This window comes from Bradyrhizobium sp. HKCCYLRH2047 (assembly GCF_051168175.1).
Lineage (GTDB): Bacteria > Pseudomonadota > Alphaproteobacteria > Rhizobiales > Xanthobacteraceae > Bradyrhizobium.
This window is the reverse complement of the sequence record NZ_JBNPUM010000003.1, coordinates 303,691-327,801: the sequence shown is the minus strand read 5'-3', so window position 1 is coordinate 327,801 and position 24,111 is coordinate 303,691. Positions and strand designations below refer to the sequence as shown.

18 protein-coding genes are annotated in these 24,111 nt (G+C 66.7%); 12 read left to right on the top strand and 6 right to left on the bottom strand.

Annotated elements, in window-relative coordinates:
- Window positions 1-18 precede the first annotated feature (18 nt).
- From ACQR1D_RS08830 to ACQR1D_RS08810, 5 genes are all read left to right on the top strand, one after another.
- Window positions 19-1,101 carry a glycosyltransferase family 2 protein gene (locus ACQR1D_RS08830; protein ID WP_434837814.1) on the top strand — a complete coding sequence of 361 codons (1,083 nt, stop codon included), beginning with the start codon at window positions 19-21 and terminating at the stop codon, window positions 1,099-1,101.
- Window positions 1,098-3,206 carry a TIGR04372 family glycosyltransferase gene (locus tag ACQR1D_RS08825; RefSeq protein ID WP_434837813.1) on the top strand — a complete coding sequence of 703 codons (2,109 nt, stop codon included), beginning with the start codon at window positions 1,098-1,100 and terminating at the stop codon, window positions 3,204-3,206. The genes ACQR1D_RS08830 and ACQR1D_RS08825 overlap by 4 nt, the downstream gene beginning before the upstream one ends.
- 191 nt (window positions 3,207-3,397) lie before the next feature.
- Window positions 3,398-6,271, top strand: a complete 2,874-nt coding sequence (locus ACQR1D_RS08820; RefSeq protein WP_434893837.1) for an NF038122 family metalloprotease — start codon at window positions 3,398-3,400, stop codon at window positions 6,269-6,271.
- Between the two features lie 144 nt (window positions 6,272-6,415).
- The gene (locus tag ACQR1D_RS08815; RefSeq protein WP_316180153.1) at window positions 6,416-7,573 is read left to right on the top strand and encodes a glycosyltransferase family 4 protein; all 1,158 of its coding nucleotides are present in this window, start codon (window positions 6,416-6,418) and stop codon (window positions 7,571-7,573) included.
- Window positions 7,570-8,571: a glycosyl transferase gene (locus ACQR1D_RS08810; protein ID WP_316180151.1), complete on the top strand. Its 1,002-nt coding sequence runs from the start codon at window positions 7,570-7,572 to the stop codon at window positions 8,569-8,571. Before ACQR1D_RS08815 ends, ACQR1D_RS08810 begins: the two co-directional genes overlap by 4 nt.
- Window positions 8,572-8,575: 4 nt before the next feature.
- On the opposite strand, the gene ACQR1D_RS08805 is transcribed toward ACQR1D_RS08810, so the two are convergent.
- The 4 genes from ACQR1D_RS08805 to rfaD are packed head-to-tail and all read right to left on the bottom strand — an operon-like array spanning window position 8,576 to window position 14,257.
- Window positions 8,576-10,489: a polysaccharide biosynthesis protein gene (locus tag ACQR1D_RS08805; protein WP_315803507.1), complete on the bottom strand. Its 1,914-nt coding sequence runs from the start codon at window positions 10,487-10,489 to the stop codon at window positions 8,576-8,578.
- On the bottom strand, window positions 10,486-11,769 hold the full coding sequence (locus ACQR1D_RS08800; protein ID WP_434837811.1) for an O-antigen ligase family protein: 1,284 nt from the start codon (window positions 11,767-11,769) through the stop codon (window positions 10,486-10,488). Before ACQR1D_RS08800 ends, ACQR1D_RS08805 begins: the two co-directional genes overlap by 4 nt.
- Window positions 11,766-13,238, bottom strand: a complete 1,473-nt coding sequence (gene rfaE1, locus ACQR1D_RS08795) for a D-glycero-beta-D-manno-heptose-7-phosphate kinase (protein WP_434837810.1) — start codon at window positions 13,236-13,238, stop codon at window positions 11,766-11,768. The genes ACQR1D_RS08800 and rfaE1 overlap by 4 nt, the downstream gene beginning before the upstream one ends.
- Window positions 13,239-13,276: 38 nt before the next feature.
- Window positions 13,277-14,257, bottom strand: coding sequence for an ADP-glyceromanno-heptose 6-epimerase (gene rfaD / locus ACQR1D_RS08790; protein WP_315803510.1), 981 nt, complete (start codon window positions 14,255-14,257; stop codon window positions 13,277-13,279).
- Window positions 14,258-14,405: 148 nt separating this feature from the next.
- Here rfaD and waaF point away from each other — a divergent pair, with 148 nt between their 5' ends.
- The 3 genes from waaF to ACQR1D_RS08775 are packed head-to-tail and all read left to right on the top strand — an operon-like array spanning window position 14,406 to window position 16,649.
- A complete protein-coding gene (waaF, locus tag ACQR1D_RS08785) occupies window positions 14,406-15,470 on the top strand; it encodes a lipopolysaccharide heptosyltransferase II (protein WP_434837809.1) in 1,065 nt (354 codons plus the stop codon).
- Between the two features lie 57 nt (window positions 15,471-15,527).
- Complete coding sequence (locus ACQR1D_RS08780) at window positions 15,528-16,121, top strand: D-sedoheptulose 7-phosphate isomerase (RefSeq protein WP_434837808.1); 594 nt, start codon at window positions 15,528-15,530, stop codon at window positions 16,119-16,121.
- Entirely contained in the window at window positions 16,122-16,649 is a 528-nt protein-coding gene (locus tag ACQR1D_RS08775) for a D-glycero-alpha-D-manno-heptose-1,7-bisphosphate 7-phosphatase (RefSeq protein WP_315803513.1), read from the top strand.
- On the opposite strand, the gene ACQR1D_RS08770 is transcribed toward ACQR1D_RS08775, so the two are convergent.
- Entirely contained in the window at window positions 16,631-17,677 is a 1,047-nt protein-coding gene (locus tag ACQR1D_RS08770; RefSeq protein ID WP_315803514.1) for a glycosyltransferase family 4 protein, read from the bottom strand. The two genes, ACQR1D_RS08775 and ACQR1D_RS08770, sit on opposite strands and share 19 nt — an antisense overlap.
- A 130-nt stretch (window positions 17,678-17,807) precedes the next feature.
- On the opposite strand from ACQR1D_RS08770, the gene galE reads away from it, so the two are divergent.
- The 4 genes from galE to ACQR1D_RS08750 all read left to right on the top strand — a co-directional run bounded on the left by galE (window position 17,808) and on the right by ACQR1D_RS08750 (window position 22,909).
- A complete protein-coding gene (galE, locus tag ACQR1D_RS08765; protein ID WP_434837807.1) occupies window positions 17,808-18,821 on the top strand; it encodes a UDP-glucose 4-epimerase GalE in 1,014 nt (337 codons plus the stop codon).
- 102 nt (window positions 18,822-18,923) lie between these two features.
- Window positions 18,924-20,729 carry an ABC transporter ATP-binding protein gene (locus tag ACQR1D_RS08760; RefSeq protein ID WP_434837806.1) on the top strand — a complete coding sequence of 602 codons (1,806 nt, stop codon included), beginning with the start codon at window positions 18,924-18,926 and terminating at the stop codon, window positions 20,727-20,729.
- Between the two features lie 44 nt (window positions 20,730-20,773).
- Window positions 20,774-21,475 (top strand): fumarylacetoacetate hydrolase family protein, encoded by a 702-nt coding sequence (locus ACQR1D_RS08755; protein WP_434837805.1) that lies wholly within the window; start codon window positions 20,774-20,776, stop codon window positions 21,473-21,475.
- A gap of 1,179 nt (window positions 21,476-22,654) precedes the next feature.
- Window positions 22,655-22,909, top strand: coding sequence for a DUF7660 family protein (locus ACQR1D_RS08750; RefSeq protein WP_434893838.1), 255 nt, complete (start codon window positions 22,655-22,657; stop codon window positions 22,907-22,909).
- A 104-nt stretch (window positions 22,910-23,013) separates the two neighbouring features.
- Here ACQR1D_RS08750 and ACQR1D_RS08745 read toward each other — a convergent pair whose 3' ends face one another.
- Entirely contained in the window at window positions 23,014-23,943 is a 930-nt protein-coding gene (locus ACQR1D_RS08745) for an aspartyl/asparaginyl beta-hydroxylase domain-containing protein (protein ID WP_434893839.1), read from the bottom strand.
- Window positions 23,944-24,111: the final 168 nt, after the last annotated feature.

Genomic DNA, 24,111 nt, shown 5'->3' with positions numbered 1-24,111 from the left:
CATGACGTTCGCTGAGCCATGACTACGACGACCCGCCCAGCAACCTTGCCGACCGTCACGCTGGTCGTCCCGAACTTCAACCATGCCCGCTACCTGCCCGAGTCGCTCGGCAGCATCGCCAACCAAACCCGCCCGCCAGACCGCGTCGTCATCATCGACGACTGCTCCACGGATGACAGCATCGCGGTCATTTCGCGCTTCGTGGTGGACCGGCCGAACTGGCGCCTGATCCGCCACGAGACCAACCAGGGCGTCGTGCGCGGTCAGAACGAGGCGCTGGCGATCGCGGACACCGAATGGATCGGCTTTCTCGGGGCCGACGACGCGCTGCATCCGACCTATCTCGAAAAGGCGATGGCACAGGCGGCCAGCCACCCCGAAGCCGGTCTGGTCTTCGCCTGCTGCGAGATCATCGGCCCTCGGGGGCCGTCCGCAAGACGGATGCTGCGGCCGATCATGCTGCCCGCATTGGCATCGACGATGCTTGCACCGACCGACCTTCGCCAGGCGCTGCGCTTTGGCGACAACTACTTTTCCGGCACCACCTCGCTCTATCGCCGGACAGCCCTGCAGGCGCTCGGCGGATTCGACGTCAAGCTCGGCTCGTTCTCCGATGCCTTTCTCGCCCGGCGGCTGGCCTTGACCTATGGCTGCTGCTTCATCGCCGAGGCGCTCGGCTACTGGCGCATCCACGGCCAGAACTATTCGACGGCGACGGCGACCGATCCGGCTTCGCTCAACGCCAAGCTCGCCGACATCGGCGCGCTGATTGCGCAGAGCAAACTGTTCCCCGAAGGCTATGGCGATCTATTCGCCCGGCGCAATCGCTTCGGCGCGGCGCGGATGGTGCTCGGCGGTGAAACGATGCCGTCGGCCAAGGCTGCGCGCGTCAAGGCTGAGCGCGTATCCGCCTTGCTGGACGGCAACGCGCTCGACACGCACCTGCTTCGGGTGATGCTGAGCTTCGGGGCCGTCGGCCGCCTGGCCGCGCTGGCCTGGGTCACGCTCCGGACTCGGCCGATGTCGCTGACGCGCCTGCTTGCCCAGACCGCCGCACGACGGGCGATCTTGTCCGCCACCCCTGGCTATCGCGCGCCATGACGGCCCGCGCTCCCTTCGGCTCTCTCCGGCGCCGCCTCGGTGCCAAGACTGTTCCTGCGCCGATTCTCACCGTGCCGGCCGAGCAACCGTCGCCGCAGACGCCGCGAAGCCGCTGGTCGCCGCGGACGTGGCTGACGGCATCCGCGTTTCGCCTCTATGCGTTTCTGAGTGCGCGGCGCCGGCAATTGCTGCCGCTGACCACCCGCGCCGCGAACATCGTCGACAGCAGGCTCATCGTCGCGCCGGCCGGTGCGGCGCTGCTCCTGCTGATGGACCGGCAATTGGCAAAGGGATCGCGCCTCGGCCGTTTGCTGGCGCTGACGGCCTCGACCACGCTGGCCGCGGCAGCGCAGATTCACCTCGCCGCCAGCCGCAAGCCGAGCGCGCTGCGTGCGGTGCGGATCTTGAACCTGATCTTCCGCAGCAATGTGCGCGCCAGAGCCGGTGTGGGCGCGCAGGCCTATTTCACCACCATGGCGCTATGCAGCGCCTATGACCGGATCGTGCGCGAGGTGCCGCGGCCGGAGACGATCGACAGCTTCGCGATCAATTTCGCGGCCGGCGTCGCCCACATGTATCGCGGCAATCTTCCAGTCGCGGCGCATTTCCTGACGGCGGCCGCGGCCTCGGGCGACGGAAACGCGCTGCGCAAGCTCGGCGCCGTCCATGCCCTGGCCGGCGACCACGTCCAGGCCGCCGCGTGCTTCAAGGCGTCGGTCGCGCGCGATCCCCGCTCGGTGATGGCGCACCAGAACTATGCCGGCGGCTACGATCCATCGACCTATACGCCGAGCACCTGGGAGCTGGAGCATGCCGGCGAGCTCCTGATCTACGACAATCTGATCCAGCTCGGCGAGAACTTCTATCACCAGGGGCGCTACGAGGACACGTTCCGCAGCTATCAGGCCGCACTCGACCACCAGGATTCCTTGGCGGCCAAATGGTCGATTCCCGACGCGCTGATCGCGCGCATTGCCGGCGCCGGCAGCATCTTCGATCCCGCGCTCCCGGTCCGGCTGCTCGGCTACGAATGGGTGACGCTGATCGGCCACGTCGGCTTCATCGACTGCCATTTGCGCATGGCCGCGCTCGGCATGCTGCCGCGCGCCAACTACGTGCTGCTTGCCCCGGCAAGCAAGGTTGTCAACCAGCCATTCCTCAGGCTGTTCGATCAGCATGTCACGATCATCGAAGACCCCGCTCTCGTCGACGATCTGCTGCCCTATCAGCGGCTGGTCGGCGACCAGTTCATCGCCGTCCGGGGCAAGGACGGCATCGCCGAGCCATGGGCTCACGCGGCGTCGCGCGCGCAGGTCGCCTGGGCCGAACAGCAGCGGCAGCCGATCGTGAAGGTCCCGCCGGAGCTGATGGACACCGGGGCTGCCCGGCTGCGCGCCGCGGGTGTCACCGCCGACTGGTTCGTCGCGATGCACATCCGCGAGGGCGGCTATCACGGCGACGGACCCGGCACCACGCGCCAGCATCGCTCTGCCAATGTCGGCGACTACCTCGACGCCATCGCCGCGATCACCGCGCGCGGCGGCGCCGTGGTCAGGCTCGGCGATCGCAGCATGACGCCGCTGCGCGGCATGAAAGGCGTCTTCGACTACGCCCACAGCGACATCAAATCGGCGGAGATGGACCTCTATCTTTGCGCCGCCGCCCGCCTGTTCGTCGGCACGACATCGGGCCTGACCACCGCCGTGCAGGCGCTGGGAACGCCGATGCTGCTGGTCAACTGCATCTCCAACGACTGCCAGTTCTGGCATGAGCGCACCGACTTCACCGTGCGCCCGGTCTATGACCGGCGCGCGCGGCGCTACCTCTCGCTGCGCGAGACCTATCGCCAGCCGCTGCAGGCACTGCTGATCGACACCGCCGTGCTGGCGCGCCACGGGCTCGAAATCCACCCGAATACCGCGCAGGACATCACGGCAGCCGTCCGCTACAAGCTCGATTGCCTGGACGGGATCGGCCGGCCCCTGCGTGAGGGCGGGCCACAGCTCGATCGCTATCGCGCCGCGCTCAGCGGCAACCCCTATAATTTCGGTGCTGCACTACCGGTCCCTGCGTTCCTGGACCGCCTGCCTGAGCTGCTGGATTGAACGCGTAAGCGAACCTCGGTTCGATGAACGCCCGCGACAGCCATCGCCGGTCGTTTTCCGGGGCTTCGGAACGCCCATTAACCTCCGAGCAAGATCGTTGCCCTGTAACTTGGGACGGTCACGATTCGACTCGGCAGCGTGTCGATACGGTCGAGCCATGCGCCCTCACGCGATGAGCCGGAACTGAGGCAATGCCTGGAGCATCCAACTTACAGTCGGTCACGACTTCACCTCCATACGACGCGGGGGTACCCCCGCCGTCGAATCCCGTGGAGCTGCCCGACGAGGCGGTCGAGGCACAGCTTGCGCAGGGCGACTTCGGCGGGATTGGCGCAGTCACCGCGGTGAGCGCCGGCGGACTGACGATCAATCTGCTGTTCGACACCGCGGCGATGAATGCCCCCGCGAGCTTCCGGGCCGGCATTCAGCAGGCCGCCGCGATCCTCACCTCGATGATCTCGGACCGCATCACCGTCAACATCAAGATCGACTATAGCGGCGTCGGCGGCGGCGCGGCAGCCGGTCCTGACGGCGGCCAGTGGATGGGCTATTCGAGCGTCAGGTCCAACCTGATCAACTATGCCAGCCCAGGCGACACCACCTTCAATGCCCTGCCGGCGGGATCCAGCATCCAGGGGCAGTCCTACGTCGCGGTGTGGAATTCGCAGCTCAAGCTGTGGGGCGGCCTCGGCGCCAACGATGCGACCACCGACGACGGCAGCGCGACCTTCGCCACCGATATCAATTCAAACCTGCTGGTCGGCGTGGCGCTGCACGAGCTGACGCACGCCTTCGGCCGCGTGCCCTACGGACCGCAGCCCGACATCTTCGATCTTTTCCGCTTCTCCAGCCCCGGCGTGCGGCTGATGACCGGCGGTGCGACGGCGGGGACCGCCTATTTCTCCCTCGATGGCGGCTATACCAAGCTCGCCGATTACGGCCAATCCTCGGACCCCAGCGACTTCCTGAACAGCGGCGTGCAGGGCGGCAACGATCCGTTCAACGAGTTCTACACCTACAGCACGCTGCAGACGCTGACGGCCGTGGACCTCAAGCAGCTCGATGCACTCGGGTTTCACCTGACCGGCTCGTCCGGCACGGTGATCCAGACGAACGGCGACACCAGCCTGACGTTGGTGGGAAACCGCTATTATCTCATCAGCAGGACGACCGGAACCGGCCCTGAAATGAAGTACGGGGGCACGCCCGTCACGGTCGGTGAATTCGGCAGCGTCGCGCCGGTAGGCGCCATCAAGACAGGCTCCGGATACAACATCGCTTGGCAGGTTGCAGGTACTAATCAGTTCACCTTCACGACCGCCGACAATAACGGGAACTATACGTCGAACATTTCCGGCATCGTTTCGGGAAATAGTTTGACTTCTGAACTCCAAGAAGCAACCTTCGGCCAGGATTTCAACCACGACGGGTCCGTCGGGGTTACTGCGTCACTTGTCCACGCCAACGGCGACACGAGTCTGCTCCAGATCGCCGACCAATATTTCATGTACGTGAACGGCTCGGGTCCATCGATCAAGATTGGCGGTGCCCCCGTCGTTGTTGGCCAGTTGGGAAATGCAGCCCCGATCGGCGCGATTCACACCTCGTACGGCTACGACATCGTCTGGAAGGACTCGACCACCGGTCAGTTCACCTTCACTGCTGCTGACGGCAACGGCAACTACACGTCCAATATCAGCGGGTGGGTGTCCGGGAGTAGCGCGACGGCGATGTCGGAAGAAATCATCTTCGGTCAGGATTTCAGCGGCGACGGCACGATCGGGCCGGTCGCGACGGTCATCCAGGTCGACGGATCGACCAGCTTGGTCCAGGTCGGCAACAACTACGGACTCTATACCGCCGGCTCTGGCCCGACGATCAAGATCGGCGGCGCGCCGGTGGTCGTCGGCCAGCTCGGCAACACCACGCCGATCGGCGCGATCCAGGTCGGATCCGGTTACGATATTGCCTGGAAGGATCCGACCACCGGCCAGCTCACCTTCACCGCTGCCGACAGCAACGGCAACTACACATCCAACCTCAGCGGATGGGTCTCCGGAACGAGCGTGACGGCCAAAACATTCGAAACGACCTTTCATCAAGACTTCAACGGCGACGGTGTGATCGGCATATCCGCACCAATCGTCATTCAGACCGATGGATCGACCAGCTTGGTCCAGATCGACAACAACTATGGTCTCTACACCGGTGGGTCCGGCCCGACGATCAAGATCGGCGGCGCGCCGGTGGTCGTCGGCCAATTGGGCAATACGATTCCGATCGGCGCTATTCAGATCGGATCCGACTACGACATTGCCTGGAAAGATCCGACCACAGGTCAGTTCACCTTCACAACCGCGGATAGCAATGGCAACTACAAGGCGAATCTCAGCGGGTGGGTGTCAGGGACTAGTACGACGGCTGAGAGCCTCGAAACGTTGTTCCATCAGGACTTCAACAGCGACGGCACGATCGGTGTCCCGTCCTCCAGCAGCCCGCTGCTGGCAGTTCCACAATCGGCAACGCCTGCCGACGGTCAGAACCTAACGGCGTCGGCGGATTTCACCGGCAATCTCATCGGATTCGGCGGCACGGCCGCTCAGATCGATCTCAAGAGCATCGCCTTCACGTCGCTTCAGATGCATTTCGACGAGACCAGCGGGCTGCTGTCGCTGAGCGACGGGTCCAACAGCGCGTCGCTGCACTTCGTCGGCCCATTGTCGCAGGACAGCTTTCACTTCGCAGCCGACGGCCAGGGCGGCACGCTGATCTCCGGGACCTCGATCTCCGGCGCGGCGTCCTCATCGGTGTCGCTGCAGGGACATGACACCTTCGTGTTCGCCGAGCATTTCGGTCAGGTGACGGTCTCTGACTTCAATCCCGGCACCGACCAGATCGTGTTCAGCCAGAGCATCTTCGCGGAGCAGTCCGCACTGCAGGCCGCCATCCATGACGACGCGGCGGGCAACGCCGTCATCACCGATGCGGCACTCGACACCATCACCATCCAGCACGTTTCGGCGGCCGAGCTGCTGTCCCACCTGTCGAGCTTTCATCTGGTCTGAGACCGGGGCGGCATTCCGAGGGCCGCCCCTCATCGTCGTCGGCACCGGCGGGCGGTTTTCCGCCCGTCGCAGGACAGATAACGGCTCGCGCGAGGGCCGCTCTTGGCCTATACGGCGCTTCGACCGCCCAAGACCGTGAGTTCGATGTCCCTGCCCCGCTCCGCTTCGCCGCGCCGCCTGCTGTACGTGGCCAACGAGGACTACGCCTTCCTGATGCATCGCCTGCCGATGGCGCGCGCGGCGCGCGAGGCCGGCTACGAGGTGCATGTCGCGACCAACGTCAACGCCGGCGCCGCCGCGATCGCCGCCGAGCGGTTCGTGCTGCATCCGATCCCGTTCCGGCGCGGCGGGCTGTCGCCGTCATCAGCCCTGCCCACGATCCGCGCGATCCGCGCCGTCGAGGCTGCGATCAGGCCCGACGTGGTGCATCATTCCGGGCTGCAATCGAGCGTGCTCGGCTCGCTCGCCACGCTCGGACGCACCACGCCCGTCGTCAACGCCATGACCGGGCTCGGCTATGTCTTCACCTCGGCGAGCTGGCGCTCGCGCCTGCTCAAGCAGAGCCTGCTGTGGCTGCTGCCGCGGCTCATGAACCGGACACCGAGCTGCGTGCTGGTGCAGAATCCGGACGATCGCCAGGCACTTCAAGCCATGGGCGTCCGCGGCGACAAGATCACGCTGATCCCGGGGTCAGGCGTCGACACCGACCGCTTCCAGCCGCTGCCGGAACCGGACGGGCCGATCACCTTCGGTTTTGCAGGACGGCTGCTCACCGACAAGGGCGTGCGCGCCCTGGTCACTGCCCACCGCATGCTGCGCCAGCAGGGCCGCAGCGACCAGTTGCTGATCGCCGGCTCCCCCGATCCGGCCAATCCCGCCTCGGTCTCGGCCGAGGAGGTCGAGGCCTGGCGGAACGAACCCGGCATCACCCTGCTCGGCCAGATCAAGGACATCACCGAGCTCTGGCGGCGCTGCCACATCGCCGTGCTGCCATCGCATCGCGAAGGTCTTCCGGTGAGCCTGCTGGAGGCTGCCGCCTGTGGCCGGCCGCTGATCTCCACCGATGCGCCGGGCTGCCGCGAGATCGCGATCCATGGCCAGACCGGGCTCTCGGTGCCGGTCGAGGACGCGGCCGCGCTGGCGCAGGCCATGGCGCAACTGGCGACATCGCCGGAGTTGCGCGCGCGCTACGGCACGGCGGCCCGTCAACTGGTCGAGGACAAGCTCTCGGCCAGGATCATCGGCCGCTCGGTGGTGGCGCTCTATGACCGCCTCACCGCGGCGCCGGACGCGCGCGGATGATCGCCCATCCCACCGCAGTCCTCGCCGCCATCGCCGTGCTCGCGGCCGCGATGTGCGGTGTGCTGATCGTGCTGCTGCGCCCGGTGCTGCAGCGCTACGCACTGGCGCGGCCCAACGCGCGCTCGTCGCACAAGATCCCCACGCCGCAGGGCGCCGGCATAGCCGTGGTCGGCGCAACGCTCGTGGTCGGCGGCGCCTTTGCCTCCGCGATGGGCTTTGCACCGCTGCTGATGCTGTTCATCGCGGTGCCGATGCTGGCGCTGGTCGGCCTGGTCGACGACATCAGGCCAATCCCGGTGCTGCCGCGGTTGCTCCTGCAGGGATTGGCCGTTGGCCTCGTCGTATTCACCGCGCCTGACGATCTCAGGCTGTTTCCGATCCCGCTGGCGGTCGAGCGCACGCTGCTGCTGATCGCGGGCCTGTGGTTCGTCAACCTCGTCAACTTCATGGACGGGCTCGATTTGATGACCGTGGCTGAGGCGGTGCCGATCACGGCGACGCTCGTCCTGTTCGGCCTCTCCGGTGAACTGCCCTGGCCGGCGACCGCCATCGCTGCGGCGCTGGGTGGCGCCATGCTCGGCTTTGCGCCCTTCAACCGTCCCGTCGCAAAGGTCTTTCTCGGCGATGTCGGCAGCCTGCCGATCGGGCTGCTGCTCGGCTGGGGCCTGCTCCATCTGGCCTGGCAGGGCTCCATCGCCGCGGCGCTGCTGCTGCCGCTGTATTATCTGATCGACGCCACCTTCACCCTGTTGCGGCGGATGGCGCGGCGCGAGCCGTTCTGGGCGGCGCACCGCACGCATTTCTATCAACAGGCCACCGATAACGGCTTCACCGTCTCGCGCGTCGTCAGCGAGGTGTTCATCCTCAATGTCGTGCTTGCGACCCTCGCAGCCATCTCGGTCGCGCAGCGTTCCATGACGGTCGACGCCATCCTGCTCGTCTTCGGGCTCGGCGCCGTCACCTGGGTGCTGAGCCGCTTCTCGCGGCGGCGCCACTGAAGACTCAGGCCGCGCTCGAGCCGAATTCCGGCACCGCATCCTTCAGCACCGATTTGATCGTCACCGGATCATTGCGCGCGATCGCCTGATCGAGCGCCGCGATCCAGGCCTTCAGCGTCGGCATCGGCGGCTCGTTCGGGTTGGCGGCCATGATGCCGGCGACGCCGATCTCGACCGGCGGCTCCTCGCTCGCAAACAGGATCTCGTTCAGGCGCTCGCCCGGCCGGATGCCCGTGAACACGATCTCGACGTCGTACCCCGGCTGCAGGCCGGACAGGCGGATCATGCGCTCGGCGAGCTCGACGATGCGGACCGGCTGCCCCATGTTGAGCACGTAGACCGAGACATCCGGACGCTGCGGCGCCAGCGCATGCGAGGCTGCCGTGATCACCAGATCGCAGGCCTCGCGAATGGTCATGAAGTAGCGCACCATGTCCGGGTGCGTCACGGTCACCGGGCCGCCCGCCTCGATCTGCGCCTTGAACTTCGGCACCACCGAGCCGTTCGACGCCAGCACGTTGCCGAACCGCACCGAGATCAGCCGCATCGGCGGCCGTCCCGCCGGCCGGTCGGCGAGCTGGCGGTCCAGCGCCTGGCAGTACATTTCGGCGAAACGCTTGGTGAGACCGAGCATCGACACCGGCTCGATCGCCTTGTCGGTCGAGATCATCACCATCGCCTCGGCGCCCGAGGCCACCGCGGCATCGGCGACGTTGATCGAGCCGAAGATGTTGGTCTTGACGCCCTCGCTCCAGTCGCGCTCGAGGATCGGCACGTGCTTCAAGGCGGCGGCATGGAAGACCAGATCCGGCTTGAAATCGCCGATCAGCGCGAACACCCGGTCGCGATCGCGGATGTCGGCGATGCGCCCCTCGACGGCGACGGCAGCCTCGGGATCGGCCGCGAGCGCCTCGGTGATCGCGTAGAGCGCCGGCTCGGAATTCTCCAGAATGAGCAGCCGCGCCGCGCCGAATGCCACGACGCGCTGGCAGATCTCGGCGCCGATCGAGCCGCCACCGCCGGTCACCACGACGGCTTTGCCGCGCACCAGCGCTTCCAGCCGGCCGTAATCGATCTTCTCACTCGGCCGCAGCAGGAGGTCCTCGACCGCGACCGGCGCGAGCCGTGGCGCATCGCCGCTCTCCAGCGACGGCAGGCGGCTCACGATCAGGCGCAACCGGCGCGCCCGCATCAGGAAGGTCTCCGGATGGCAGTCCGGATCGAACGCCGTCGGCATCATCAGGGCGCGCGCGATCGGCCGGTCCCGCCGGGCAAAGTCGGCCGCGACATCCTCGACGTCGTCGATGCCGCCCAGCACCGGCACGCCGCGAATCAATTGGCCGCGGTCGGCGGCCGACGGCGAGAGAATGCCGATCGGCCAGATCCGCTTGACCGCGCCGCTCTCGATGCCGCGCAGGACGACCTCGGCGTCGGCCGCACGGCCGATCAGGAGCGCGGGCGCCGCGTCCTCCGACCGCGCGTGCCGCCGGACCCGCGTGTAGCGGAAATAGCGATAGGCGAACCGCAGCGCGCTCAGCGCAAAGATCTCAAGGAACCAATAGAGAATGATCGTGAGCTTGCCGAAGAAGAAGGTCCCGCGGACGTTGGGCGCGACGATGATGTAGTCCAGCACCAGCAGCGCCAGCGTCAGCACCGTCGCGACGCGGACGATGTTCAGCGCGTCCGGCAACGAGATGAACCGCCATTTCGTCGTCAGCAGGTTCGAGAAGTAGAAGACGACGAAGCTGAAGGCGATGAAATATGGCAGGATCTGAAAGAGCAGCGGCACCCGCTCCCAGAAGGTGCTGGCGCCCTCGAAGCGGATGTAGAACGCGGCGAACAGCGCGACGACGCTGACCAGGAGGTCATGCGCGGCAATCAGCATATTCCGATAGGTCAGTTGAGACGGACGCGTCATGGTTCGAGCGTCCCTTGCACCGTGTCAGCAGACGTCCGCAATTGCAGCACCATTCCGCCGGCCACGCCGACGCCGATGACATACATCCACCCCTCGTGGAAATCGAAGATGTGGGAGTTGAACAGCGAGGTGAAGATGTTCTGCACCACCACGAGCAGCCCGATCCAGGCCACGAGCCCGTCACCGCGGAACAGCAGGAGATGCGCCGCCCACATCGCGTAGAGAATCACGATCCCCAGCGCGCCCCATTGGACCGCGACGTAGAGCGTCTGGTTGTGCGGGTTGCCGACGACCTGGCTCGAGGAGAGGTCGCGCGACCCGCTCGCGGCCAGCTCGAACAGGTGACGCGTCGAGCCCGAGCCGTGTCCGATCAGCGGCGCGTCGGCCAGGAACCGCAACGACTTGCGCCAGAACTCGAGCCGCTCGCCGATCGACGTCACGGCGCGATCGTTCCTGTAGTCCTGATATTGGCTCGTGAACGTCGCCACCTTGCCCTGCAATTGCGGGGACACGGTCCATGCCGCGAGGCCCAGCGCAAGGGCAACGGCCGCGATCAGCAGGTTGGCGCGCCATTTCAAGTGGATCAGCCCGAACACCGCGAGCAGGATCGGGATCGTCACCAGCGCGGTGCGCGACACCACGATGAAGATCATGTTGGCGAGGAACGCGACCATGATCGCGGTGAGCAGGCCCGCCGGCACGAAGCGGCGTGCGCGCAGCAATTGGGCGATCGGATAGGCCAGCGCCACGGCGCAGAGCGAGAACTCCTGGCCCTGGTCGATGTAGTTCTTCACGAAGATGCCGCGATCGGCGTTGGCCTTGAGCGCAAGCGCCGGATTGAACGCGACCGCGGTCGACATCGCGACCATCAGCACGCAGGAGGCGAGAAACGCGGTGAAAACCCACAGCCCGCGCTCCGACCGCTGGAAGTGATAGAGCAGCGCCGGCAGCACCAGGAGCTTCGCCGCCGGTCCCACCGCGTAGAACCGCGCGCCCCACGCCACGTCCGACCACAGCGTTCCGACCAGCGCCAGCAGGAACAGCGCGATCGGCGCCAGCGCGATCGGCCGCTTCAGGACCTGCAGCAGACGTTCGACGTCGAGAAACGGCAGCATCGTGATCAGCATGACGACGCCCAGGATCGACACCAGCGAGGTCGACCACGGCAGCGAGGCGGCCAGCAGAATCGCCACGACATCGACCGTCGTCCGCCACGCCGCCGGATCGCGCCAGCGGCGCGCCAGCAGCGCCGGGCCGGGATGACCTGCCAGCGTCGTCATCGCGCCTCGCTCCGGGCGCGATCGACGAGTGCGGTCGTGCTGTGCCCTTTCAGGATGTCGATCAGGATCACCTCGCCGCCGGAGGCCTCGACGACCTCGTGCCCCACCACCTGCTCGCGCGTGTAGTCGCCGCCCTTGACCAGGACGCTCGGCCGGACCAGCTCGATCAGGCGGAGCGGCGTGTCCTCCGCGAAGATGGCGACGAGATCCACCGCCTCGAGCGCGGCCAGCACCTCGGCGCGCGCGCGCTCGTCCTGCACGGGACGGCTCTCGCCCTTCAGCCGCTTGACGGAAGCATCGCTGTTCAGACCGACCACGAGACGGTCGCAGGCGGCGCGCGCCGCGGTCAGCACCTTGACGTGGCCGGGATGCAGAATGTCGAAGCAGCCGTTGGTGAAGCCGACGCGCAGGCCCTCTCCCCGCCATCCCTCGACACGGGCGGCGAGTTCGTCGTCGCTCTCGATGATCTTCTCCTCGGCCGCGCGATAGGCATGCGGCAGGATCTTTCGGCGCAGTTCGGCCGACGTCACGCTGGCGGTGCCCTGCTTGCTGACAGCCACAGCCGCCGCGGCGCTCGCCATCCGCAACGAATCCTCCCAGGCGGCGCCCGCCGCGAGCGTCGCGGCAAGCACGGCGACGACCGTGTCGCCGGCGCCGGAGACGTCGCGCACCTTCACGGGATAGGCCGGCACGTGAATCGGATCGCCCTCGCGCGGGACCAGCGTCATGCCGCGCTCGCTCTGCGTCACCAGGATCGCCTCGCAGTCGGCGAGATAGATCGCATCCTGCGCGGCCGCGGCGATCTCGTGATCGGTCTCGGCCCGGCTGCGGGTCGCTTCCGAAAACTCCTTGCGGTTCGGCGTCAGCACGCTCGCGCCGCGATAGATCGCGAGATTGGCGCTCTTGGGATCGACGATGACGCGCTTGCCGGCCCTGCGCGTCGCGTCGATGACGTTGCGCAGCACGCGCGCCGTCAGCACGCCCTTGGCGTAGTCCGACAGCAGCACGATGTCGGCCCGCGCGATCAGCGGCAGGATGGCCTCGATCAGCTTCTGCTCGATCTCGCCGGACGCCGGTGCGGCGCGCTCCCAGTCGGCGCGCAGCATGTGGGTGGAGAAATGTTCGGAGACGAAGCGCACCTTGCGCGTCGTCGGGCGCGAAGGATCGCGCACCAGCACGCTCTCGATGCCAGCCTCCCTGGCGAGCTCGGCCTCGAGCTGGTCGCCAGCCGCATCCTGCCCGACAAGGCCGACGAAGATGCAGCGGGCACCGAGCGCGGCGATGTTGCGCGCGACGTTGCCGGCGCCGCCGATATTGATCTCGCTGCGCTGGACCGCGATCACCGGCGCAGGCGCCTCGGGGGATATGCGCGACACCTCGCCATAGACGAACTCGTCCAGCATGAGGTCGCCGATGCACAGCACCGTCTGGCGGGCGATCGCTTGCGAGAGATCGTCAAAGTCGAACATCAGCGGCAGTCTCGGTGCAATGGTCGGAACCAGATCGTCTAGCGGAAGCGGTCGGAGGAATCGAGATAATCTCGGACATAACCGGCGACCGCATCCTCGAGCGACGTGAAGCCGCCGTTGTAGCCGGCGGCCACCAGCCGGTCGACGTTGCTCTGGGTGAAGTACTGGTAGCTGCCGCGAATCGCTTCGGGCATGTCGATGTACTCGATCCGCGGCGTCGCACCGAGCGTGGCATAGGCCGCGAGCATCATGTCCTTGAAGCTGCGCGCCCGGCCCGTGCCGACGTTGAACAGGCCCGATACGGAGGGAGAAGCCAACAGCCACAGCATCACGCGAACGACGTCGTCGACATGGATGAAGTCGCGGCGCTGGTCGCCATCGGCGATGCCTTCGCGGTGCGACTTGAACAGCTGCAAGGTGTGCCCGGCCTTGATGTCGTCGAAGCGGCGGGTCAGCACGCTCATCATCGATCCCTTGTGGTACTCGTTGGGACCGAAGACGTTGAAGAACTTCAGCCCAACATATTGCGGCGGCAGCCGCTCGCCGCGCTCGGCGCGCGCTGCGACCGCCATGTCGAACAGATGCTTGCTCCAGCCGTAAAGATTCATCGGCCGCAGCGTCCTCAGCGCGGTGAGCGACGGATCATCGACGAAGCCCTGCGCGCCGTCGCCATAGGTCGCCGCCGACGAGGCGTAGATGAACGGCGTGGTGTTCGCCGTACACCAATCGAGCAGCCGCAGCGAACTGCGGAAGTTGCGCTCCATCACCAGGTCGCCGTCGACCACCGTGGTCGCGGAGATCGCGCCCATGTGCAGGACGGCCTCGAGCCTGCGACCCTTCAGCCAGGCGTCCAGATCGGATGGCGGCACGACGTCCGCCAGTTGCCGCTTGGCGAGGTTGCGCCACTTGCCCTCGCTGCCGAGCGTGTCGCAGACGACGACATCGGTGCGGCCCGCATCGTTCAGCGCCGCAACCAGATTCGATCCGATAAACCCGGCGCCGCCGGTCACCAGCAACATTCAGCAACCCGTCCTGATCCCGAAAACCCCGGCCCTCGCGTAGCGCATGCGACGGCAAAGTGTAAGCGCTTTGGTGACGGCCCGCTCGGCCCACTTTACGTGCGGCGGCCGAGCGGCTACCAGCGCGCCTGAGCCAGGCAGACAAAGAATGAATTCGAATTCGACCAAGGTGGAGGTGGACACCGCGGACACCAGCCCTATCCTGATCATTCCCTATATGTGGATCGGCGATTTCGTGCGCGGCCATACCGTGGTGCGGGTGCTCAAGGAGCGCTGGCCGAACCGGCCGGTCGACCTGCTGGTGACCTCGCTCTGCGCCCCGCTGGTGGATTACATGCCCGGCGTCCGCTCCGGCATCGTCTGGGACCTGCCGCGCAGCCGGCTGGCGCTCGGCCGGCAATGGCAGCTCGCTGCGATGTTGCGCGAACGCCACTATCGGACCGCCCTGGTGATGCCGCGGACCTGGAAATCGGCGCTGGCGCCCGCGCTCGCCGGCATCCCCGAGCGCGTGGGCTTCGTCGGCGAGGTCCGCTTCGGCCTTCTCAACCGCTGGCGCTGGGGCGAGAAAGCGCTCCCCCGCTTCATCGACAAGAATGCCGCGCTGGCGCTGCCCGACCGGGCGCCGCTGCCGCCGGAATGGCCCGTCCCGCAGCTGCGGGTGCCTCGGGACGACGTCGCACGCTGGCGCGAGGCCCATGGCCTGGGCAACCGCCCGGCCGTAGCACTGGCTCCGGGGTCGGTGGGCGCCGCCAAGCGCTGGCCTTTTTACGGCGAGGCGGCCCGGCTGCTGCGCGAGGCCGGCCTCGACGTCTGGGTGGTCGGCGGCCCAGGCGAGAAGGCGCTGGCCGCCGAGATCGTCGCCACCGGCGGCCCTGCCGTCCGGGACCTGACCGGAACCGACCTGCGCAACGGCATCCTGGCCATGGCCGCGGCCGGCGTCGCCATCTCCAATGATTCGGGGCTCATGCACATCGCCGCGGCGCTGGGGACGCCGACCATGGGCATCTTCGGCCCGACCAGCCCGTACCATTGGGCGCCGCTGAACGGCCTCGCGGCGACGGTCCAGACCAGGACCCAGCTCCCATGCCAGCCCTGCCACCGGCCAGTCTGCAGGATGAACGACCACCGCTGCATGCGCGACATTCCGGCAACCGACGTCGCCGCCATCGCCCAGCGGGTCCTTGCCGATGCGGCGATACCGGTCGCGCCCTAGCTTGCGGAGCGGCACCGCGCCCCATACACCGGCCCTGACGTAACCCGAGCCGCCACCGTGACCCGCGCATCCGACCCGATCGCCAGCCATCTCGCCCGCTCCCGTGCCGCCATGGAGCGCGCGGCCGACGATGCCGCGATGCTCGCCTGCGCCGGGCGGATCGCCGCGACGATCATCGCGGCGCTGCGCGGCGGCCACAAGCTGCTGATCGTCGGCAACGGCGGCAGCGCGGCGGATGCCCAGCACATCGCGGCCGAGATCGTCGGCCGCTACAAACAGGAACGGCGGGCCTACGCGGCGATCGCACTGACCACCGACACCTCGGCGCTGACCGCGATCGGCAATGACTACGGCTTCGATCACGTCTTCGCCCGCCAGGTCGAAGGGCTCGGCGCGCCCGGCGACGTGCTGCTGGCGATCTCGACCTCCGGCCGGTCGCCGAGCATCCTCAACGCGCTGCGAAAGGCGCGCGAGCGCGGACTGAGCACCGTCGGCTTCACCGGTGCCAAGGGCCTCGCGATGGGCGAATTGTGCGACGAGCTGCTGGTCGCGCCGAGCGACGACACACCGCTGATCCAGCAGATCCACCTCGCCACCGCGCATGGCATCTGCGAGGTGATCGAGGCGACGCTGATGCAGGACGAGGGCTAGATGACGACCGATCAGCTCAAGCCGGCGGCGTTTCTCGACCGCGACGGCGTGATCAATCACGACGACAACTACATCGGCTCGCCCGAGCGCATCCGCTGGATGCCGAATGTGGCGCAGGCGATCCGGCGACTCAACGACTCCGGCTATCACGTCTTCCTGTTCACCAACCAGTCGGGCGTTGCGCGCGGGCTGTTCTCGGAGGACGACGTGCTTAGCCTGCACGATTGGATGCGGGCCGAGCTCGCGGCGCAGGGGGCCGTCATCGACGACATCCGCTACTGCCCCTACCATACCGAAGGCTCCGTCGAGCAATATCTGCGCGAGCATCCCTGGCGCAAGCCGGCGCCGGGCATGATCCTCGACCTGATGCAGCACTGGCCGATCCGGCGCGAGGGCAGCTTCGTGATCGGCGACCGGGCCTCCGACATGGCCGCGGCCGAAGCCGCCGGCCTGCCTGGCTTCCTGTTCGCCGGCGGCGACCTCGACGCGTTCGTCGCCGACATCATCGCTCAGACCAGTCCGCGATAGACGGCGGCGATCTTGTCGGCCTCGGCCTCGAGGCTGAATTTTTCCACCACGCGCGCTCGCGCCTTCTCGCCCATCACACGTGCCGCCGCCGGATCCTGCATCAGCGGTTCGAGCGCTGAGACCAGCGCATCGACATCCCCCGGCGGCACCAGCACGCCTGTGACGCCCTCCTTGACCACGATCTCCGCCGCGCCCGCGCGCGCTGCGACCAGCGCGGCGCCTGCCGCCATCGCCTCGATCAAGGTCAGGCCAAAACCTTCGTTGCGGGAGGTGAAGGCATAGATCGTCAACCGCTGGTACCAGCGCTGGACGTCGGCGATGTCGAGCTCGCCGGTGATGACGATGCGCTGCTCCAGGCCGGCGGCGGCGATCTGTTTCTTCAGCTCGCTCGCGAACGGCATCTGCTCGGGCGTCACGGCGCCGACCAGCACCGCGGAAAAATCCGGAAAACGCGGCAGCAGCCGGCACATCGCGGCGACGAACACGTCGCTGCCCTTCTGCGCGCGGACGCGGCCGAAGCAGCCGATGGCATATTTGCCCGGCAGGCCGCTCTCGGCGAAGGCCGCGGCGCGATCCACCGGCGGCGCATAGATCTCGGTGTCGACGCCGTGCGTCACCACCGTCGCCTCGCGCTTCAGATAGGACGCCGAGATGTCGCTGGTGGCGATGATGGCGTCCATGCGGCGGATCAGCCAGCGCGTGATCCAGCTGTGATGGCGCTGCGCGGCCGAGGTGAACACCAGCTTCAACGGCCAGCCCAGCGCCCGCAACACCACGCCGACGATCATCTCGTCGTTGCGGCGCGCGTGCCAGATCAGCGACCGCCGCCGGCCCCACAGCTTGAACAGATCGCTCGCGCCGATCCGCGCGATCCCCTCCGGCGCGTAGGAGCCGAGCCACGCCGCGCGCACCAGCCTCGCCAGCTTCGGCGCCACCATCCGGTTGGTCGCGGTCACGCCGGAATAGCGCCGGTGCAGGTTGGGCACGATGACGTCGAGATCGGCGGCAGAAACAGGCTCGGCTTGCACTACTCACTCCAATTGCAGCGGTTCCCTATACGCAACATTAAGCATCGCCGCCAGTTCGCTATGCACGCAACAGGTCCTTCATTTCGCGGGCGTTAGTCTGCGGCAAAACAAACAGGGATCGCGTCAAACAATGACCGTGCTCGTGACCGGCGGCGCCGGCTATATCGGCAGCCACATGGTGCTCGCGCTGGCGGAAGCCGGCGAAAGCGTCGTGGTGATCGACAACCTCTCGACCGGCTTCTCCGCCTTCGTGCCCGACGGCGTGCCGCTGTTCATCGGCGATGCCGGCGACGAAAATCTCGTGGACGGCGTCATCAGCCAGCACGGCGTCGACAGCATCATCCATCTGGCGGGCTCGGTCGTGGTGCCGGAATCGGTGCGCGATCCGCTGCGCTACTACCGCAACAACACCATGACCACGCGCAGCCTGTTGAATGCGGCAGTCGCGCGCGGCGTCAGCCGCTTCGTGTTCTCCTCGACCGCGGCGGTCTACGGCAATCCGGACGAGGTTCCGGTGCCCGAGAGCGCGCCGACCCGTCCGACCTCGCCCTACGGCACCTCTAAGCTGATGGCCGAGATCATCCTGCACGACGTGGCGTCGGCGCATGACCTCAACTACGTGGTGCTGCGCTACTTCAACGTCGCCGGCGCCGATCCGTTCGGACGCAGCGGGCTTGCGACCGTCGGCGCGACGCATCTGATGAAGATCGCGATGGAGGTCGCCACCGGCCAGCGCGCCAAGATCGACGTCTTCGGCACCGACTATCCGACCCCCGACGGCACCTGCATCCGCGATTTCATCCATGTCTGCGATCTCGCCCAGGTGCACCGCTCCGCGCTGGCCTATCTGCGCACCGGCGGCGGCTCGGTCACGCTGAATTGCGGGTACGGCCGCGGCTATTCCGTGCTCGAGACCATCGAGGCCGTCCGGCGCGTCTCCGGCCGCGCCATTCCCGTCCAATACGCGCCCCGCCGCCCCGGCGACATCATGAGCATGGTCGCCGACACCAGCCGTTTGAAGGCGCTGCTCGACTGGACCCCGGTCTATGACGATCTGGAAACGATCGCCGCCCATGCGCTGGCCTGGGAGGAGAAACTGTTCCTGGAACGCCACAGCGGCGCGCTGCAGCGGGCCTCGGCCTAGAATCAAGCACTTAGCCGGAGGCCGGGGGGCTTGAAAAAGCCGCCCCGAGCGGGCAAGCACACTTGGCCGCCCGGCGATTTGCCCCGGCGGCCAGGGACCAGAATGGCCGACTTTCCGAAGAAGATCACCGACGATCCCTATGGCGCCGCGATCCTGATCCGCCGCCTCGTGATGGAACAGGGCCTCGCCTACTGGCGCCGCTATCTCACCGCCTTCGCGCTGATGGCGGTGGCGGCCGGAGCGAGCGCCGCGGCGACCTACGTGCTCGGCCAGGTCATCAACAAGGCCTATGTCGAGAAGAGCATCCCGGGCATCGTCGTGCTCTCCGGCGTCACGGTGCTGCTGCTGTTCGTCAAGGGCGTGACCACCTACGGCTACGCCGTCATCCTGTCGAAGATCTCCAACGCCATCCTCGCCAACAATCAGCGGCAGCTGTTCGCCAAGCTGATGAACGAGAGCGTCGGCTTCTTCTCCGAGCGCCATTCGTCGGAGTTCCTGGCGCGGCTCACGTCCGGGGCCAAGTCGATCACCGACATCCTCAACATGCTCATCAACGCCATCGGGCGCGATCTCGTGACCCTGATCGCCATGATCGGCGTGATGGTCATGCAGGATCCCTGGATGTCGCTGCTCGGCCTGCTCGTGGTGCCGCCGGCGATGCTGGTGCTGCGCAAGCTGGTCAAGCGCATCAAGGGCCTCGCCTACAACCAGTTCACCGGCACCGCCGACATCCTCGAGACGATGCAGGAATCGCTGCAGGGCATCCGCACCGTCAAGGCGTTCACGCTCGAAGACACGATGCGCGCGCGCATCGACGAGAACATTGCCGTCGTCGAGCGCAACGCCAACAAGATGGCGCGGGTGTCGAACCGCTCCAATCCGCTGATGGAGATGCTCGGCGGCTTCGCGGTCGCCGGCTGCCTGATGTATGCCGGCTACTCGGTGGTCGCGCTCAACGCCACGCCGGGCCAGTTCTTCTCGTTCATGATCGCCTTCCTGATGGCGACCGAGCCGGCGAAGCGGCTGGCGCGGCTCAACATCGACCTCAACAGCCAGCTCGTCGGCGCCCGCATGCTGCTCGAGGTGGTCGACAGCCCCGCCAGCGAGCAGCCCGATGACGACAAGCCGGCGCTGAAGCTCAGCGACGCCAAGATCGAGCTGCGCGACGTCTCCTTCGCCTATCGCGGCAACGAGCCGGTGCTCAACCGCATGAGTTTTGTCGCCGAGCCCGGCAAGGTCACCGCGCTGGTCGGCCCGTCCGGCGGCGGCAAGTCGACGGTGCTGGCGCTGCTGCTGCGGTTCTACGAGGCGACCGCGGGCGACATCCTGATCGACGGCCAGCCGATCGCGCAGGTGTCGCGCCGCAGCCTGCGCGAGCAGGTCGCCTATGTCGGCCAGGACGTCTATCTGTTCCGCGACTCGATCCGCGCCAACATCGCCTTCGGCAAGCCCGGCGCCACCGAGGCCGAGATCATCGAGGCGGCGAAGGCGGCCTGCGCGCACGATTTCATCATGGGCTTCCCGCTCGGCTACGACACGCCGGTCGGCGAGCACGGCACCCAGCTCTCCGGCGGCCAGCGCCAGCGCATCGCGGTCGCCCGCGCGCTGATCCGCAACGCGCCGATCATCCTGCTCGACGAGGCCACCGCGGCACTGGATTCCGAATCCGAGCGCCAGGTGCAGGAGGCGATCGAGCATCTCTGCCAGAACCGCACCACCATCGTCATCGCGCATCGCCTGCACACCATCATGAACGCCGACGCCATCCTGGTGGTCGAGGCCGGCGACATCGTCGAGCGGGGCCGGCACGACGATCTGTTGCGCCGTGGCGGCCGCTATGCTTCGTTCTTCCGCCTGCAACAGCGCGACATGGGGCCGAACGTCATCCCCATGACCGCGACTTCGTGACCGCGACATCCTGAAAAGCCCATTTCACCGCATCGAGACCTTTCATGAGCGCCTCCACCGTCATCCCGGCCTTTCCGCAGCCCTCTCTTCCTGTCGTCGGCGAAGCCGGTGTCTTCCCGGTCCGCCGCATCTGGTGCGTCGGCCGCAACTATCTCGAGCACATCCGCGAGATGGGCAATGACGAGCGCGACCCGCCGTTCTTCTTCGCCAAGCACGCCGACATGCTGGCGCCCGAGGGCGCCGTCATCCCCTACCCGCCGCTGACCACGGACATGCATCACGAGGTCGAGCTGGTGGTGGCGCTGAAGAGCGGCGGCCTGAACATCCCGACCGACAAGGCGCTCGACCACGTCTACGGCTACGCCGTCGGCATCGACCTCACCCGCCGCGACCTGCAGCTCGCCTCGCGCAAGATGCAGCGCCCCTGGGAGGTCGGCAAATCGTTCGACCATTCCGCGCCCTGCTCGGCCGTGGTGCCCGCGGCCAAGATCGGCCACCCCGCCAAGGGCAAGATCTGGCTGTCGGTCAACGGCACCGAGCGCCAGACCGGCGACCTCTCCGAGCTGATCTGGAACGTGCCGGAGATCATCTGGAAGCTGTCCCAGCAGGTCGAGCTCGCCGCTGGCGACATTATCATGACGGGCACCCCCGCCGGCGTCGCGGCCGTGGTGGCCGGCGACAAGATCGAATGCGGCGTCGACGGCGTCGGCACGCTGAAGGTGAGCATCGGGCCAGCGGCGAAGTAAGCCGCCAACGCCTCCAAGCTTCGAACGACAAAAAGGCCGCGCCCCGCGCGGCCTTTTTCATTGGGGGCAAGTCGCCGAGAGCACGAACACGCCCACCGCTCTGGCGGCCCAGTCCCCTCGCGGCGGGCAATCCGAACTGACGATCGGCGTGCTGCGCTCGCCTCTTTCCAGGTCGTCATGGCCGGGCTTGTCCCGGCCATCCACGTCGCTCGGCATGCGCAGGACGACGTGGATGCCCGGGACAAGCCCGGGCATGACGGAGTCACAAACTGCCCCGGTCCATCGTCGCGGCAGCCCCACGTACTCGTAGCGGCGCACCACGCCGCGCAAGCATTATCATCTCCACATTCTCAAACAGCATCGCGTCGATCCGGGGCGAGCATCGACGGCCTCGCGACGCATCCCGCGCCCGAGTGATGCTCCAATTCCCGCCCTCTCCGAATGGAGGGCGCAGGGAAGGCCGGGCGCTGGCCGCGCCCGTGGCCCGCCTGCGAAAAAAATGCAGGCGGCAGGTACCACAGGTCTGGCCGAACACACCCGGCCCTCCCCGCGCGATGGTTTTAACAGGCTATAGCGCGCTCTTCCTGGTGCACCGGGCTTTCTGGCCACCATCCCCAGCGGGACGCGTCAGCGTCGCCACCGAGTTGATACTAGCGTCGGAGTATCAGAACCACGCGCCTTCACCGTCCGCGAGACAAACGTTCGTCCGTGCTCATCACACGCCGCCGCCCGCGTCCACCGCTCCCCGCTGCCAACGTCCGTGACGACCGCGAACCGTCCCCTACCGTGCAACGGGATGGCCGGACTATAATGCTGATTTGGCGAAGCCGCAAAGCAGTTTATATTTTTCGGAAACGCTTGACGCAATCCGTAAGAACGAAGTGATTTGCCCGTCGGGTTGTCGTGACCGCCGTCATTCCGGGGCGCGCGAGGAGCCACAGCGAAGCGGTGGCGCCGACCGCGAGCCCGGAATCCATACTCACGATGGTGGTACGGGACGCTGTTCGAACGGCGACACACCACCGCCTCATGACCGTTCGTGGCTATAGATTCCGGGCTCATTCGCGCCAACATCGTTTAGCCATGCCGGCGCGAATGCCCCGGAATGACGTCTGGGAGAGACGATGTTACAATTTCCAACATCTTTCGAATGCGACGTCATCCGGCAGGGACGGCCAAATGGACCTGACACAGCAAGTTGAAACCATCAATTCGCGCGAGGACCTCGTCAGGTTTATCGAAGCGCTCCGAAACGATCTGGCAGAGAACCGAGAAGATTGGGAAAATCCGACGCTCGACAGCTTCCTCGAAGCGATGGCGGCTTGGGTTCATTCCATGAATGGCTACTACAAAAATCTGCAGCTACCGGTGCCGGATTCGCCGAGTTGGAAGACAGTCGCAGAGATTCTGATCGCGGCCAAAATCTACGAATAGACGCCTCCCGCAGCAAGCGTAGGGCGGATTAGCCGAAGGCGTAATCCGCCGCGTTTCATGGCGTAGAACGGCGGATTACGCTTCGCTAATCCGCCCTACTCTTGTCACCGAAACGCCGACACTACGATCGCGCCGACGATCGCCACCGTCAGCGTATACTTCGCCGCGTAGTACACCGTCCGGTTCCACGCCTTCACCTTGCGCGTCGCCAGGTGAAGCTCGTACAGCTTGCCGAACACCTTGTTCAGCACGCCGACGTGCTCGCCCTCGACGTTCTGCGTGGCGGAGGCCTTGACGATGTGGTGGCTGACCCAGCGGTTGATCGCGGTCATGAACCCGAGCTTCATCGGGCGCTCGACGTCGCAGAACAGGATGATGCGGTTGACGTCCGTGGCGTTCTCGGCGCTGTGAATAAAAGTCTCGTCGAACATGAAGGCCTCGCCGTCGCGCCAGACGCAGGGCACGCCGTCGACCAGGATGCGGCACTTGTCGGAGTTCGGGGTGACGAGGCCGAGGTGATAGCGCAGCGAGCCGGCGAAGGGATCGCGGTGGGCGCCGAGCTTGCCGCCGGGCGGCAGCATCGCGAACATCGCGCCGTGGACGTTCGGGATGGAGTCGAGCAGCTCCACCGTCTTCGGGCACAGCGTGCGCGCCGACGGCAGGAAGTCGTCGTACCATTTCAGATAGAAGCGCTTCCAGCCGCTCTTGAAGAACGAATAGAAACCCCAGTCGTTGTTGGCGGCGGCGGCGCGGATGAAGCCCTCGTCGAACAGGCGCACGGCCTCCTCGCGGATCTCCTGCCAGTTGTCGGTGAGCCTCGCGAGCTCCGGAAACTGCTCCACCGGGATGACCGGCGTGTTCGGCACGGCCGAGCCGGCATACATCAGCACGTTGTAGGGGGCGAGATAGGTCGAGTGGTCGCCGAGCTGGCGGGCGAAGCGCAGCCGCTGCTTGCCGCGGAAGTGGACGTAGATGGTGGCCCCGATCAGGATGTAGAGGCCGATGAGCTGAGGCGCGAAGAGCTGTCTGAGCATGTCCGGTACCCATGATCCGGCCGCTCTGAGCGTGTTGCGCAGATATGTCGCCTTTTTGGCGATCGAAATGGTGCTCTGATGCCAGCCGCTAGAGCCCCAATTTAGCCGCAAGTGCGGCGGGCCGCATCATTCGCACGTCGGTTGCAGGCGGACATCCGGGTTGAAAGT